The following is a 12,807-nucleotide window of genomic DNA, read 5'->3' on the forward strand; positions in this document are numbered from 1 at the left end:
AGGTCATCGCCTATTTGACCGATACTCGTCCAGGCCCTGGAATGCGGGGGAACGGTGGACGCCCCGCGTACGGCCCGGCCGGGACGGGGACCTTCGGCGAAGCGGAATCCGGATGCCGGTGCCGCACGGCCAATACCGGCCAAGTCCGGCCCGCGCGTGTTCCGTACGCTGCCGGGCATGATCGATTCACGTACGCATGTCCGTGTCGCCCGGCCCTCCCTCGACCTCGCGGCCGCCGAGCGCTTCTACGTCGACGGCCTCGGGCTGCAAGTGCAGTGGCGCAGCGCCGGGAGCGCGCCCGGGGAGCACGAGCTGCTGATGGTCGGACCGGTAGGCGGCGGCTGGCACTTCGAGCTCACCCGCGATGCCTCGAACCCGGTCCTGCCCGTGCCCACGGTCGAGGACCTGTTCGTGGTGTACCTCGGCGAGACCCCCGACGAGGCCCTGGTGCAGCGGCTCGTCGAGCACGGCGGGACGCGGGTCGCCGCCCACAACCCGTACTGGGACGAGTGGGGGGTCACCGTCGCCGACCCCGACGGCTACCGGCTGGTGCTGTGCTCCCGTACGTGGGGTACGCCCGTCCCGTCCCCGTAGGGGCCGAGTTCGCCACGGAGCGGGAACGGATCACCCGGTGATCGGCGATCTGATCCGCTCCCGCGAGGTGCCGGACGAGGTGATCGAGGCGGCGGCGGGCCGCACGCCGGCCGTCTAGGACGGCCGGGCGGCCGCTTCCGGTGCGTCCCCGGCCGCGGCCGCGGTCGTCCACAGGTGCTTGAGCACCGACAGGAGGCGGTGGCCGGATCCGTGGTCGTGGGACACCGTGGTGGTGGGGGCGTGCGGGGCACGCAGCACCGCGGGTGCCGTGAAGGCACCGTGGGCCAGGAGAGCGCCTCCCACGACCAGGGCGGCCGAAGCGGTGATCAGGACGAGACGCCGGGTCCGGATGCGGGTCATGGGAAGGCTCCTCGATCGGCGAAGGGGAGGTGGGGGTCCTGGTGAGCGGGTACCTCCATTCACCCCCGGCGGCCGGATCGCGTCACGTCGCTGAAGTTCGGGGCTTGACAGTCCGGGAGCCGTCGGCGGTCGTCAGCCGGCGGCCCGGACTCTCGGGTGCGGGAAGCGGAGGCGGGCGGCCACGCTCCCGGCCGCGGAGAGGCCGGTGAGACCGCCGACCAGCAGGACGGCGATGACGAAGGTGCTGAGGTGGTTGAGCAGCCGGACAATCATGCGCTGCTCAACGAACGCCGCCGCTCGGGAGCCCGGCCTCAGCCGGTCGCGATCACTTGACCTTCGGGGCGCTGGGAAGGCCCGCGGCCAGGGCCGAGCCGGTGCCCGTGAGGGAGGAGTCGGTGGCCCGGGTGGCGGATCCGGCCGCCGAGGTGGTCACACCGACCGCGGTCCTGGTGTCCTGCACGGCGTGGCTCGGGTGGTCGACGATGTCGCCGACGCGCTCGACGATCGGGGTGCCCTGGGCCGCGGGCTCGTCGGCGTGCGCGGCGGCGGGGACGAGGGCGAGGGCTCCGCCGGAGACGACCAGGGCGGCGAGGGTGCGCTTCAAGGCGTTCATGTCCCACCCAACGATCCGCCCGCACCCCGGGTCACCGTCCGAGCCGCACTTGGCCCGTGGAACCGGATCGTGAAACCGGATCGTGAAACGAGGTCGCGAACCGGCCCGGAACGCCCGCGGCCCCGGATCGGGGGAATCGATCCGGGGCCGCGGGCATGACTCAGCGGGTGGGGCGCACGGGGTTGGGGCACAGGGGGTGGCTCAGTCCTCGACCACCAGGGCCGGGGTGGACTTCGTGAGGACCTGGCCGCGGAAGAAGGCCGGGCTGCGGCGCTCGGTGACGAACATGATCACCAGGCCGAGGGCCAGCAGGCCGACGCCGATGATGAAGACGCTGCCGACGCCGAGGACGGTGGAGCCGGAGCCGTAGGCCGGGTCCCACATGTCGAAGAGGGTCTTGCAGAAGACCGCGGCCAGCAGGAGTCCGCCCAGGACCGGGAAGACGCCCTTGAAGAACAGGTCGCGGGAGGAGCGGCGCAGCTCGCCGCGGAAGTACCAGGCGCAGGCGAACGCGGTCAGTGAGTAGTAGAAGCAGATCATCAGGCCGAGCGCGAAGATCGTGTCGGTCAGGACGTTCTCGCTGAGCAGGGTCATCACCGTGTAGAAGACGCCGGTCGCGACGCCCGCCATGACGGTGGCGCGGCCCGGGGTCTTGAAGCGCGGGTGGACCTTGGCGTAGGAGGCCGGCAGGGCCTCGTACGTCGACATGGCGAGGACCGTGCGGGCCACCGGGATGAAGGTGGTCTGCAGGGAGGCCGCGGCGGAGGCCAGGACGGCCACGAAGAGCAGGATGCCGAGGACCGGGCCCATGACGGGGCCGGCGAGGGCCGCGAAGACGTTGTCGGAGGTCTCCTCGTTGGCGAGGCCGAGGCCCGCCCCGCCGGAGCCGACGGCCATCTGGGCGGCGACGCCGGTGGCCAGGTAGGAGCCGACCAGGACGACCATCGCGATGAGCGAGGCGCGTCCGGGGGTCTTCGTGGAGCCGGTGGTCTCCTCGTTGGTGGCCAGGCACGCGTCCCAGCCCCAGTACATGAAGATCGAGAGCGAGAGGCCGGCGGTGAAGGCCGCCATGGACTCGACCGCGAAGGGGTTCATCCAGGACCAGGAGAAGTCCAGGCCGGTGTCGAAGGTGCCGGCGGAGGCCTTCTGGAAGGCCATGGCGACGAAGATCGCGAGCACGACGAGCTGGAGGCCGACCAAGGCGTACTGGACGCCCTTCGTGGCGGTCATGCCGCGGTAGCTGATGGCGGTCGCGACGGCGATCAGGGTGAGGCAGGTGGCGATGTGGACGAGCTTGTTGTCGTCCAGGGCGGCGATCGACGCGTTGTTCGTGATCTCGCCGGCCAGCAGCCAGAAGTAGGAGGTGGCGACGCCCGCGAGGTTGGAGAGCACGATGATCGTGGCGATCACCAGGCCCCAGCCGCACATCCAGCCGATCCGCGGGCCGAAGGCCTTGACGGTCCAGGTGAAGGAGGTGCCGCAGTCGGGCATGGCCTTGTTGAGCTCGCGGTAGGCGAAGGCGACCAGGAGCATCGGGAGGAAGCCGGCGAGGAAGATCGCGGGCATCTGCATGCCGACCTCACCGGCGGTGGAGCCGAGGGTCGAGGTCAGGCAGTAGACGGGGGCCACGGTGGAGATGCCGATGACGGCGCTTCCGACCAGTCCGACGGACCCCTTGCCGAGTCCCTTGCCGCGAACGTCGCCCTCGGCGACGCCGCTTACCGTGTCTCCGGCCCGAGGCCGAACGTCCAGCTGAGTCATGAGTCAGGACGTTAGATGGTGCGTTTTCCACATCTGGACGATCGAAGTCCGGAAGTGCGAGCCCCAGAACGCCTTGGAATCTGGAGACCGAAGCAGTTCACGAGCGCTTAATGCAAGGTTCACATTCGAACTCGCCCACGCTTCGGAAGGATCGATAGAGGGTCTTTCGGCATGCGGAAACCGCAGCCATGTCCGTTATGGGCGTTTTCAAAGTTTCCCTCGTGACTTTGCGGTGGCCAGCGGTAACGGCGGTCCGGGCGAGGGCCGGACGCCCCGGAACCGGACCGGGGCGTCATCCGCGAGACTGGGGCCCATGCCCACGGCCGATGAGCTCCTCAGCGCGGATACCGTCACCACCCTCGCCCGACTGCTCGCCCGCGCGGGCGGCCGCCGCTCCTCGCCCGCCCTGCGGGCCCGCGCCGGCGCACTCGACGGGCTGAGCTACAGCGAGCGCGTCACCGCCGTCCGCGACGCCGTGCTCGACGACCTCCCCGCCGAATGGCCCGCCTTCGAGGCCGTCGTACGCACCGCCCTCGCCGGGCCCGGCTTCGAGGGGTGGATGACCTTCCCCGTCAACGAGGCCGTCGCCGTCCGCGGGCTGGAGGTGTTCGAGCCCGGGCTGGACCTGCTGCACGACCTCACCTCCCGGCTGACCGCCGAGTCCGCCGTACGGCCCTTCCTGCGCGCCGACCCGGCCCGCGCCCTGGCCCTCGTACAGAAGTGGACGGACGACCCGGACCCGCACGTACGCCGCCTCGCCAGCGAGGGCACCCGGCCCCGGCTGCCGTGGGCCGCGCAGCTGCCCGCCTTCGTGGCCGACCCGCGGCCGGCGGTGCCGGTGCTGGACGCGCTCTACCGCGACCCGTCCGAGTACGTCCGCCGGTCCGTCTCCAACCACCTCAACGACATCAGCCGCGACCACCCCGCCCTCGCCGTCGAGACCGCGGCCCGCTGGCTGGCCGCGCCCGGGGCCACGACCAACCGCGTCGTACGGCACGGCCTGCGCACCCTGGTCAAGGCCGGCCGGCCCGAGGCGCTGACCCTGCTCGGTCACTCCCCCGACGTCCCGGTCGGCGTGAGCGGCCCGGTCGTCACCACCCCGCGGGTCGCCGTCGGCGAGTACCTCGTCTTCGACTGGGCGGTCACCAACACCGGCCCGCTGCCGGCGGAGCTGGTCATCGACTACGTCGTGCACCACGTGAAGGCGGGCGGCACCCGCACCCCGAAGGTGTTCAAGCTGGTCACCCGCGCCCTGGCCCCCGGCGAAACCCTCACCGGCACCAAACGCCACTCCTTCAAGCCCATCACCACCCGCCGCTACCACTCGGGCGAGCACCTGGTGCAGCTCCAGATCAACGGGCGGGTCCACGGCGAGGCCGTCTTTTCGCTGGACGCGTCCTGACCCGGCCCGGCACCCTCCAGGCGTGACCCGGTGCCGGCCGGGGGCCACCCGCCCCCCGGCCGGCCCGGCCGCCGCCCGAGGGTCAGCCCGTCCAGACGATCGACTGGATCTCGCTGTAGGCGTGCAGCGCGTACGAACCCACGTCCCGGCCCACCCCGCTGCGCTTGAAGCCGCCGAACGGGGCCTCCATGTTGCGGCCGATGGTGTTCACGCCGACCCCGCCGGACCGCAGCCGCCGCGCCACGCGGAACGCGCGCGCCGAGTCCCCGGACCACACGTAGCTCAGCAGCCCGAAGTCGCTGTCGTTGGCGAGCCGCACCGCCTCCTCCTCGTCTCCGTCGAAGGGCACGACCACGACCACCGGGCCGAAGATCTCCTCGCGCACCACCCGCATGTCGTTCGTGCAGTCGACCAGCAGGGTGGGGGCCGTGTAGAAGCCGCGGCCGTCGCCGACCACCGGGCGCTCGCCGCCGTACGCGATGCGCGCGCCCTCCTTCCTCCCCAGCTCGACGTACGACTCCACGCGGTCGCGGTGCGCCGCCGAGATCACCGGGCCGACCACCGTGCCGGCCTCCGCCGGGTCGCCGACCTTCATGAAGGCCAGGTAGCCGGTCAGCTTCTCGATCAGCCGGTCGTAGACGGACCGGTGGGCGATCACCCGGGTCGGGGCCGTGCAGATCTGACCGGAGTAGAAGGAGAAGGTCGTTCCGATCCCCATCACCGCCGCGTCCAGGTCGGCGTCCTCGAAGACGATCGCCGCGCCCTTGCCGCCCAGCTCCATCAACTGGCGCTTCATGGAACGGCCGCAGACCTCCGCGATGCGCTGCCCGACGGCCGTGGAACCGGTGAAGGACACCATGTCCACGTGCGGGGAGTCCACCGCGGCCTCGCCGACCTCCACCGACTGGCCGCCCACGACGTTCACCACGCCCGCCGGCACCCCGGCCTCGTGCAGGGCGTCCGCCATCCGGAACACCGACAGCGGGTCCTGCGGCGCCGGTTTCACGACCACCGTGTTGCCCATGGCCAGGGCCGGGGCCACCTTGCCCGCCGGATTCGCCCACGGGTTGTTGTAGGAGGTGACGCAGGTGACCACGCCGACCGGCTGGCGCATCTCCAGCGCTCCCAGGATGCTCGCCCGCCCCATCGGGCCGGCCTCGGTGACCTGCGGGGGCAGGCCCTTCTCGACCGGTTCGAGGGCCCCCTTCGCGTACCGCCGGAAACGGGCGACGCCCACCCCGACCTGCATGCCGCGCGCGATCCCGGTCGGCGCGCCCGTCTCGGCGCGCGCGAGCGCCGTCCACGGCTCGAACTCCCGCTGCATGATGTCCGCGGCCCGGTCCAGGATCGCCGCGCGCGCCTGTGGCTTCGTACGGGACCAGCTGCCGAAGGCCTCGGCGGCGGCGCGCGCCGCCTCCTCGACCTGGGCGCGCGAGGCCTCGGGCGCGAGCCCGACCACCGACTCGTCCGCCGGGTTGATCACCTCGTAGTGGCCGCCGGCGGGCTCCACCCACTCCCCGCCGATGTAGAGCCGCTGCGGCACGTCGGTCATCGGGTGCTCACCGTCCTCGTGTCCCGGCCGGACCGGAGCACGATGCCCGGAACGGCCCCCGTCACCTCGTCGTCGCGGATGGTCTCCACGCCGTTGACGCGTACCGAGACGATGCCGATGGCCCGCGCGTCCAGCCGCGGGCTGTCCCCGGGAAGGTCGTGGACGAGGGTCGCGGGTCCCGCCTCGATCCGCTCGGGGTCGAAGAGGACCAGGTCGGCGTGGAAGCCCTCGGCGAGGCGGCCGCGGCCGCGCAGCCCGAACAGCTGCGCCGGGTCGTCGGTGAGCATCCGTACGGCCTGCTCCAGCGGGACCAGCTTGCGGCCGCGCAGGCAGTCGCCGAGGAAACGGGTCGTGTACGGGGCCCCGCACATCCGGTCCAGGTGCGCGCCCGCGTCGGAGCCGCCGAGCATGACGTCCTCGTGCTGCCAGGTCTCCTGGCGCAGGGCCCAGCTCGCCTGATCGTTGTCGGTGGGCATCGGCCAGAGCACGGTGCGCAGGTCGTCGTTGGCGCAGATCTCCACCAGGCAGTGGAAGGGGTCCTGGCCGCGTTCGGCGGCGATGTCGTTCACGACCCGGCCGGAGAGGCCCTCGTTCTCCTTGCTGTACGTGTCGCCTACGACGTACCGGCCGAAGTTGGCGAGGCGCCGGAAGACGCCGGCCTCCTTGCTGTCGGCGCGGCGCAGCATCTCGGCCCGTACACCGGTGTCGCGGAGCTTCGCGATCCGCTCGGGGACGGGCAGGCCGAGGACCTCGCCCCAGCCGGGGATGAGGTTGAGCGCGCAGAAGGTGCCGAGGGACATGTTCATGGGGGTGAGGATCGGCATGGTCAGTGCGACGATCCGGCCGCCGGCCTTGCGGGCGCGCTCGCTGGGGATCAGCTGGCGCGGGACCCGCTCGGGGACGGAGGCGTCGATGGTGAGGACGTTCCAGTTGAGCGGCCGTCCGGCGGCGGCGCTCATCTCCACGAACAGGTCGATCTCGTCGTCCGAGAACTGGTCGAGGCAGCCGGCGACGATCGCCTCCAGCTGGGTGCCCTCGTGTTCGGCGACGGCCTTCGACAGGGCCAGTAGCTCGGCGGGGCGGGCGTGGCGGGAGGCCACGGGGGCGCCGGAGCCGTCGGAGTGGGTGGAGGACTGGGTGGTGGACAGCCCCCAGGCACCGGCGTTCATGGCGTCGTGGAAGAGGTCGAGCATCTGCTGCATCTGCTCGGGGGTGGGCTGGCCGCCGACGGCGTCCTCGCCCATCACGTGCCGGCGCAGGGCGCAGTGGCCGACCATGAAGCCGGCGTTGACGGCGATCCGCCCCTCGAGGGCGTCGAGGTACTCGCCGAAGGTGGACCAGGTCCAGTCGACGCCCTCCTCCAGGGCCTTGAGGGCCATGCCCTCGACCTTGCTCATCATGCGGCGGGTGTAGTCGGCGTCCTCGGGGCGGGCGGGGTTGAGCGGGGCCAGGGTGAAGCCGCAGTTGCCGCCGGCGACGGTGGTCACGCCGTGGTTCATGGAGGGCGTGGCGTACGGGTCCCAGAAGAGCTGGGCGTCGTAGTGCGTGTGGGGGTCGACGAAACCGGGGGTCAGGACGAGGCCGGTGGCGTCCTCGGTGGTCCGGGCCTCTTCGGTGACGGTGCCGGGCTCGGCGATGACGGCGATGCGGCCGTCCCGAATGCCGAGGTCTGCGACGCGGGCGGGGGCGCCGGTGCCGTCCACGACGGTCGCGCCTTTGATCAGGTGGTCGAGCATGACGTCCCTTCGCACGTGAGCCCCGTCTGCGGTCGGCGCGCGGGTCCGGGCGGTGCCCCCGGGAAACCCGGCTCCGCCGGGCACCGGGCTCCGCCCGGACCCGCGCCTCAAACGCCGGCGCGGCTGAATGTGGCCCCGGCCGGTGGCCGCCCGGCCGGGGCTGGTTCGGGGCGGCGGTCCGGGAAGACGCCGTCCCCGTACTGGGCTCCGCGCTACGCGGACTGGCGGAAGCGGGTCGTGCGGTGGACCGGGTCCGTGTCGATGTGGGGGATCACGTGTTCGCCGATCAGCTTGATCGTCGTCATCGTGTCCTCGGGCGAGACACCGGTCGGCAGGCCGAAGGACAGCTGGTCCGCCCCCGCCTGCTCCCAGCGCTTGCACTGGGCACGGACCTCCGACGGGTCGCCGCAGATCAGCAGTTCCTCGGCGATCAGCAGCTCGATGATCTCCGCGTTGTACTCCGGCAGCGTCTCGGGCCACTCCGGGATCGCCTCGGGCCGCGGGAAGGTGTCGTGGTAGCGGAAGACCAGCGACTGGAAGCGGTTCATGTTGGCGTTGACGGCGATCTCGACGGCCTTGTCGTGGGTCTCGGCGCAGATCGCGGTCGAGGTGACCATGACGTTGTCGTTGACGAAGGCGCCGATGGCCTTCGCCTCCCGGATGGCCGTCTTGTACTGGTCGAGGACCCACTCCATGTCGGAGACCTTCTGCACGCTGAAGCCCAGCACGCCGAGGCCCTTCTTGGCCGCCATGGCGTACGAGGAGGGCGATCCGGCGGCGTACCACATGGCCGGGTGGGCCTTGCCGTACGGCTTGGGGAAGATCTTCCGCGGCGGGAGCGACCAGTGCTTGCCCTGGAACCCCTCGTACTCCTCCTGGAGGAACATCTTGGGGAACTCCGCGATGGTCTCCTCCCAGATCTCCTTGGTGGCGTTCATGTCCTCGATGCCCGGCAGGAAGCCGAGGATCTCGTGGCTGCCGGCGCCGCGGCCGGTGCCGAACTCGAAGCGGCCCTTGGAGAGGTGGTCGAGCATGGCGACCTTCTCGGCCACCTTGACCGGGTGGTTCACCGGGGCGAGCGGGTTGAAGATGCCGGAGCCGAGGTGGATGCGCTCGGTGGCGTGGGCGAGGTACCCGAGGAACACCTCGTTCGCCGACAGGTGCGAGTACTCCTCCAGGAAGTGGTGCTCGGACGCCCAGGCGTACTTGAAGCCGGACTTGTCCGCCTGTATGACGTACTCGGTCTCCTCGATCAGCGCCTTGTGCTCTGCCTCGGGGTCGACCTTGGATCGCGCCTCAGGCACGTATCCCTGCACAAAGAGCCCGAATTCCAAGGGGGTTCACCGTCCTTTGGTTTCTGACGTTCCGTCAGATCTGATGTCTCGACTGTTCCATCGCCAGGGTGGGAGCGTCAATACCTGACGCCCCATCAGAGAATGCTGACGCCCGCCATCCAGCCGCCGTCGATCACGAACGGCTGGCCGGTGATGTACGAGGAGTCCTCGCCCGTCAGGAAGAGCGCCAGCTTCGCGATCTCCTCCGGCTGCCCCACCCGCCCCATCGGCACCACCCGCTTGTAGAGCTCCGCCATCGCCTCCCTGGCCTCGTCGGTCAGGTTCGCCGGGTCCAGCAGTCCCGGGTTGGCCATCGGGGTGTCCACGGCGCCCGGGCACATCGCGTTGACCCGGATGCCCTTGCCGGCCAGCTCCAGCGCGGCCACCCGGGTCAGGCCGAGGATCGCCGCCTTGGTGGCGGCGTAGGTGCCGACGTAGGCCATGCCCGTCAGGCCCGTGTACGAGGAGGTGTTGACGATGGTGCCGCCGCCGGCCGCCTCGATCTCGGGGGCCACCGTCTTGATCCCGAGGAAGGCGCCCACCTGGTTGACCTGGACCACCTGCTGGAACTCCTCCAGCGGGGTCGCGGTCAGCTCGTTGAAACGCAGGATGCCCGCGTTGTTGACCAGGCCGTCGATCGGGCCGAAAGTCTCCTTCGCCGCGGCGATCGCCGCCGCCCAGTCCTCCTCGCTGCTCACGTCCATCCGTACGTACCGGGCCCGGTCCTCGCCGATGTCCTTGGCCACCGCCGCGCCCTGCTCGTCCAGCACGTCACCGAGGAGCACCCGCGCACCCTCGGCGGCGAAGAGCCGGGCCTCCTGCTCGCCCTGGCCGCGTGCCGCGCCCGTGATGATGACGACACGCCCGTCCAGCTTGCCCATGGTCGGTCAGCCCCTAGTCATTGAGGAGGGGGGCCACCTCGGCCCCGAAAGCGGTGATCTGGTCGACGAGTTCGGCGCGGTCGCGGCTGCGGAAGCGGACCTGGATCTGGTCCACGCCGAGCGCCCGGTACTCCCTCAGGGACTCCGCGAGCGCCTCCGCCTTGCCGGTCAGGGCGCGGCGGCCGGTGTCCCAGCCGGGCTCGCCGACGTACAGCGCCTCGGTGATCGCGCCGAACTCGATGGGATCGGTGACCCCCGCCGCCTCGCGGAGCTCCCTGATCCGGGCGATCTGCCGCGGGAGCTCCTCGCGCGGGTCGCCCTGCGGCAGCCAGCCGTCCCCGCGGACGGCGGCGCGGCGTACGGCGGCGGGCGAGGAGCCGCCGACCCAGACGGGGATCCGCTCCTGCGCGGGCCGCGGCAGCTGGCCGAGGTCCTTGAACGAGAACAGCTCGCCCTCGAACTCCGGGTACTCCTCGGGCCCCAGCGCCACCCGCAGCGCGTCCAGGGTCTCGTCGAGGACGGCCCCGCGGCGCGCGAAGTCCACGCCGAGGATCTCGAACTCCTCCTGCACGTGCCCGGCGCCCACCCCGAGGATCAGCCGGCCGCCGGAGAGGTGGTCGAGGGTGGCGTACTGCTTGGCGCTGATCAGCGGGTGGCGCAGGCCCAGGATCGCGACGTGGCTCAACAGGCGTACCTGCTCGGTGACGCCGGCCAGGAAGGACAGGGTCGCCACCGGGTCGTACCAGACGGTGCTCATGGGTCCGGCCAGTCGCCGCGGGATGGCCACGTGGTCGCAGGTGGCCAGGTACCCGAAGCCGGACCGGTCGGCGGCCCGCGCGATCTCGGCGAGATCGCGGGCCGTGGCCGAGGCCTCCCAGGGTTCGGCGTAGATGGTGCTCTGCGACTGGATCGGGAGCTGCATCCCGTGGACCAGCCGACCTTCCGGAAATACGCGCGCCATGGCGGGCCCGCCTCGCCTTCGTCTGCCGATTCGTCATATCGGTGCCGGGCCATCGTCGTAGCTGACGAACCGTCAGACAAGGGGTGCGACACACCCCGGCCGAACACGGGGCACGACGCGACCCTGGCCCGAGCGGCGGAACACCCTTAAGGTGCGCGCGTGGATCTGATGCTCACGCTGGTCAGCGGGATCGCCTGGACGGTCGTCTACGTGGAGGCGATCCGCGTCGGGCTGCGGGACCGGACGTACGCGATGCCGGTCGCCGCGCTCGCGCTCAACTTCGCCTGGGAGGCGACCTACGCGGTCCGCGAGTTCTCGGTCGGCGTCTCCGCGCAGGGCGTGGTCAACGTGGTGTGGGCGGTGGCCGACCTCGTGATCGTCTACACCTACCTGCGCTTCGGGCGGGCCGAACTGCCGGACCTCGTGACCCGGCCGCTCTTCGCCGCCTGGTCGGTCATGGTCTTCGGTACGGGATTCGCCGTGCAGTGGCTTTTCCTGGCGCACTTCGGGATGCACGACGCGACCCGTTACTCGGCCTTCCTGCAGAACCTGCTGATGTCCGGGCTGTTCATCGCCCTGTACACCGCCCGGCAGGGGCCGCACGGCCAGTCCCTGACCATCGCCGTCGCCAAGTGGCTGGGGACGCTCGCCCCGACCCTGCTGTTCGGCGTCATCGAGGACGCGCCGTTCATCCTCGGGCTCGGGATCCTGTGCAGCGTCTTCGACCTCGCCTACATCGGGCTGCTGCTGCGGCCGCGCCCCGCCCGCGTCAGAAGCCTTCCGGCCCCATCACGATGACCGGCCTCGCCGCAGGATCGAGGGTCCCCAGGACCTTCTTCATGGCCTCCTTCGGGATGCCGACGCAGCCCTGCGAGGGGCCGTCGTGGTCCACGTGGAGCCAGATGTTGCCGCCCTTGTCCTCACCGTCCGGCATGACAGGGTCCAGCGGGGACCGACCGGGCCTGCGGTTGAAGTCGATGGCGACGACGTAGTCGAAGGAGCCCACCAGGGACTCCCCGTTCACCCCGAGGCCGGTCGCGACGAAGCCGTTGTCCCGGTCGTACGGGAACCGGGTGCCGGGCGGCTTCGCCAGCAGGCCGCCCGCGTCGGTGAGCGCGAACACGCCCTGCGGCGAGGTCAGGTCGCCGTACACGCGTTCGGTCGACCAGCCGTTGGCACCGTTGCGGGCGGGCCAGCTCTCGGTCTTGACCCAGTCGGCGCCGGCCGCGGGCCGCGTGTAGAAGGCGGCGGTGGACTCCGAGGAGTCCACCGCCCTGCCGGTCACCAGGATGAGCTGGCGGGACTCGGCCGGGATCCGGGCGCGGGTCTGCTCGCTGACACCGGTCAGCCCCTGCTCCGCGGCACGCCGGGCGGCCTCCCGCGCGGCGTCGCGCGCGGCCCGGTCCTCGGCCTGCGGACGGGCGTCCGCACGGGCCTGCGGCCGCGCCGCGGCGGCCTTGTCCTGGTCCTGCTCCACATACACCCAGCCGGCCGTGAACGTCGCCAGGCCCAGGGCGGCAGCGAGGGCCACCCGGCCGGTCCGGCGAACCGGACGGGGCTTGCCGGACGGGCGGGAGCGGGCTCGGACGTGCTTGCTCATTCCTGCGACCGTA

Annotated in this window: 13 protein-coding genes; 3 read left to right on the plus strand and 10 right to left on the minus strand. The window is 71.5% G+C overall.

The genetic code is table 11. The annotated features are described in order from the left end of the window. Positions 1 to 177: 177 nt before the first annotated feature. Complete coding sequence (locus ACIQZO_RS12820; protein ID WP_403624365.1) at positions 178 to 594, plus strand: VOC family protein; 417 nt, start codon at positions 178 to 180, stop codon at positions 592 to 594. 114 nt (positions 595 to 708) lie between these two features. On the opposite strand, the gene ACIQZO_RS12825 is transcribed toward ACIQZO_RS12820, so the two are convergent. From ACIQZO_RS12825 to ACIQZO_RS12840, 4 genes are all read right to left on the minus strand, one after another. Then, positions 709 to 954, minus strand: coding sequence for a hypothetical protein (locus ACIQZO_RS12825; protein ID WP_403624368.1), 246 nt, complete (start codon positions 952 to 954; stop codon positions 709 to 711). A 132-nt stretch (positions 955 to 1,086) separates the two neighbouring features. Then, positions 1,087 to 1,227, minus strand: a complete 141-nt coding sequence (locus tag ACIQZO_RS12830; protein WP_403624371.1) for a hypothetical protein — start codon at positions 1,225 to 1,227, stop codon at positions 1,087 to 1,089. Positions 1,228 to 1,279: 52 nt separating this feature from the next. After that, on the minus strand, positions 1,280 to 1,567 hold the full coding sequence (locus ACIQZO_RS12835; protein ID WP_403624373.1) for a hypothetical protein: 288 nt from the start codon (positions 1,565 to 1,567) through the stop codon (positions 1,280 to 1,282). Between the two features lie 201 nt (positions 1,568 to 1,768). Next, on the minus strand, positions 1,769 to 3,328 hold the full coding sequence (locus ACIQZO_RS12840; protein WP_403624376.1) for an APC family permease: 1,560 nt from the start codon (positions 3,326 to 3,328) through the stop codon (positions 1,769 to 1,771). A gap of 313 nt (positions 3,329 to 3,641) precedes the next feature. Here ACIQZO_RS12840 and ACIQZO_RS12845 point away from each other — a divergent pair, with 313 nt between their 5' ends. Then, positions 3,642 to 4,730, plus strand: a complete 1,089-nt coding sequence (locus ACIQZO_RS12845; RefSeq protein WP_403624379.1) for a DNA alkylation repair protein — start codon at positions 3,642 to 3,644, stop codon at positions 4,728 to 4,730. Positions 4,731 to 4,812: 82 nt separating this feature from the next. On the opposite strand, the gene ACIQZO_RS12850 is transcribed toward ACIQZO_RS12845, so the two are convergent. The 5 genes from ACIQZO_RS12850 to ACIQZO_RS12870 form a co-directional block, all read right to left on the minus strand. Next, the gene (locus ACIQZO_RS12850; RefSeq protein ID WP_403624381.1) at positions 4,813 to 6,282 is read right to left on the minus strand and encodes an aldehyde dehydrogenase family protein; all 1,470 of its coding nucleotides are present in this window, start codon (positions 6,280 to 6,282) and stop codon (positions 4,813 to 4,815) included. Then, complete coding sequence (locus ACIQZO_RS12855; protein WP_403625013.1) at positions 6,279 to 8,018, minus strand: amidohydrolase family protein; 1,740 nt, start codon at positions 8,016 to 8,018, stop codon at positions 6,279 to 6,281. Before ACIQZO_RS12855 ends, ACIQZO_RS12850 begins: the two co-directional genes overlap by 4 nt. Before the next feature lie 212 nt (positions 8,019 to 8,230). Then, positions 8,231 to 9,352, minus strand: a complete 1,122-nt coding sequence (locus tag ACIQZO_RS12860; protein ID WP_403624384.1) for an LLM class flavin-dependent oxidoreductase — start codon at positions 9,350 to 9,352, stop codon at positions 8,231 to 8,233. 95 nt (positions 9,353 to 9,447) lie between these two features. Continuing rightward, positions 9,448 to 10,233, minus strand: a complete 786-nt coding sequence (locus tag ACIQZO_RS12865; protein WP_403624387.1) for an SDR family NAD(P)-dependent oxidoreductase — start codon at positions 10,231 to 10,233, stop codon at positions 9,448 to 9,450. Between the two features lie 13 nt (positions 10,234 to 10,246). Continuing rightward, positions 10,247 to 11,194, minus strand: a complete 948-nt coding sequence (locus tag ACIQZO_RS12870; RefSeq protein ID WP_403624390.1) for an LLM class F420-dependent oxidoreductase — start codon at positions 11,192 to 11,194, stop codon at positions 10,247 to 10,249. A 168-nt stretch (positions 11,195 to 11,362) separates the two neighbouring features. On the opposite strand from ACIQZO_RS12870, the gene ACIQZO_RS12875 reads away from it, so the two are divergent. Further along, positions 11,363 to 11,992 (plus strand): hypothetical protein, encoded by a 630-nt coding sequence (locus ACIQZO_RS12875; RefSeq protein ID WP_403625016.1) that lies wholly within the window; start codon positions 11,363 to 11,365, stop codon positions 11,990 to 11,992. Here ACIQZO_RS12875 and ACIQZO_RS12880 read toward each other — a convergent pair. Next, positions 11,964 to 12,794 carry a L,D-transpeptidase family protein gene (locus ACIQZO_RS12880; RefSeq protein WP_403624393.1) on the minus strand — a complete coding sequence of 277 codons (831 nt, stop codon included), beginning with the start codon at positions 12,792 to 12,794 and terminating at the stop codon, positions 11,964 to 11,966. The genes ACIQZO_RS12875 and ACIQZO_RS12880 overlap by 29 nt on opposite strands. Positions 12,795 to 12,807 lie beyond the last annotated feature (13 nt).

It is taken from the genome of Streptomyces sp. NPDC097617, assembly GCF_044761485.1.
Taxonomy (GTDB): Bacteria; Actinomycetota; Actinomycetes; order Streptomycetales; family Streptomycetaceae; genus Streptomyces.

What these genes read in the sequence shown, in the direction of transcription:
- ACIQZO_RS12850 (WP_403624381.1), bottom strand. Translation starts at nt 6,282, where the DNA reads ATGACCGACGTGCCGCAGCGGCTCTACATCGGCGGGGAGTGGGTGGAG.
- ACIQZO_RS12865 (WP_403624387.1), bottom strand. Translation starts at nt 10,233, where the DNA reads ATGGGCAAGCTGGACGGGCGTGTCGTCATCATCACGGGCGCGGCACGC.
- ACIQZO_RS12835 (WP_403624373.1), bottom strand. Translation starts at nt 1,567, where the DNA reads ATGAACGCCTTGAAGCGCACCCTCGCCGCCCTGGTCGTCTCCGGCGGA.
- ACIQZO_RS12840 (WP_403624376.1), bottom strand. Translation starts at nt 3,328, where the DNA reads ATGACTCAGCTGGACGTTCGGCCTCGGGCCGGAGACACGGTAAGCGGC.
- ACIQZO_RS12870 (WP_403624390.1), bottom strand. Translation starts at nt 11,194, where the DNA reads ATGGCGCGCGTATTTCCGGAAGGTCGGCTGGTCCACGGGATGCAGCTC.
- ACIQZO_RS12875 (WP_403625016.1), top strand. Translation starts at nt 11,363, where the DNA reads ATGCTCACGCTGGTCAGCGGGATCGCCTGGACGGTCGTCTACGTGGAG.
- ACIQZO_RS12845 (WP_403624379.1), top strand. Translation starts at nt 3,642, where the DNA reads ATGCCCACGGCCGATGAGCTCCTCAGCGCGGATACCGTCACCACCCTC.
- ACIQZO_RS12855 (WP_403625013.1), bottom strand. Translation starts at nt 8,018, where the DNA reads ATGCTCGACCACCTGATCAAAGGCGCGACCGTCGTGGACGGCACCGGC.
- ACIQZO_RS12825 (WP_403624368.1), bottom strand. Translation starts at nt 954, where the DNA reads ATGACCCGCATCCGGACCCGGCGTCTCGTCCTGATCACCGCTTCGGCC.
- ACIQZO_RS12880 (WP_403624393.1), bottom strand. Translation starts at nt 12,794, where the DNA reads ATGAGCAAGCACGTCCGAGCCCGCTCCCGCCCGTCCGGCAAGCCCCGT.
- ACIQZO_RS12830 (WP_403624371.1), bottom strand. Translation starts at nt 1,227, where the DNA reads ATGATTGTCCGGCTGCTCAACCACCTCAGCACCTTCGTCATCGCCGTC.
- ACIQZO_RS12820 (WP_403624365.1), top strand. Translation starts at nt 178, where the DNA reads ATGATCGATTCACGTACGCATGTCCGTGTCGCCCGGCCCTCCCTCGAC.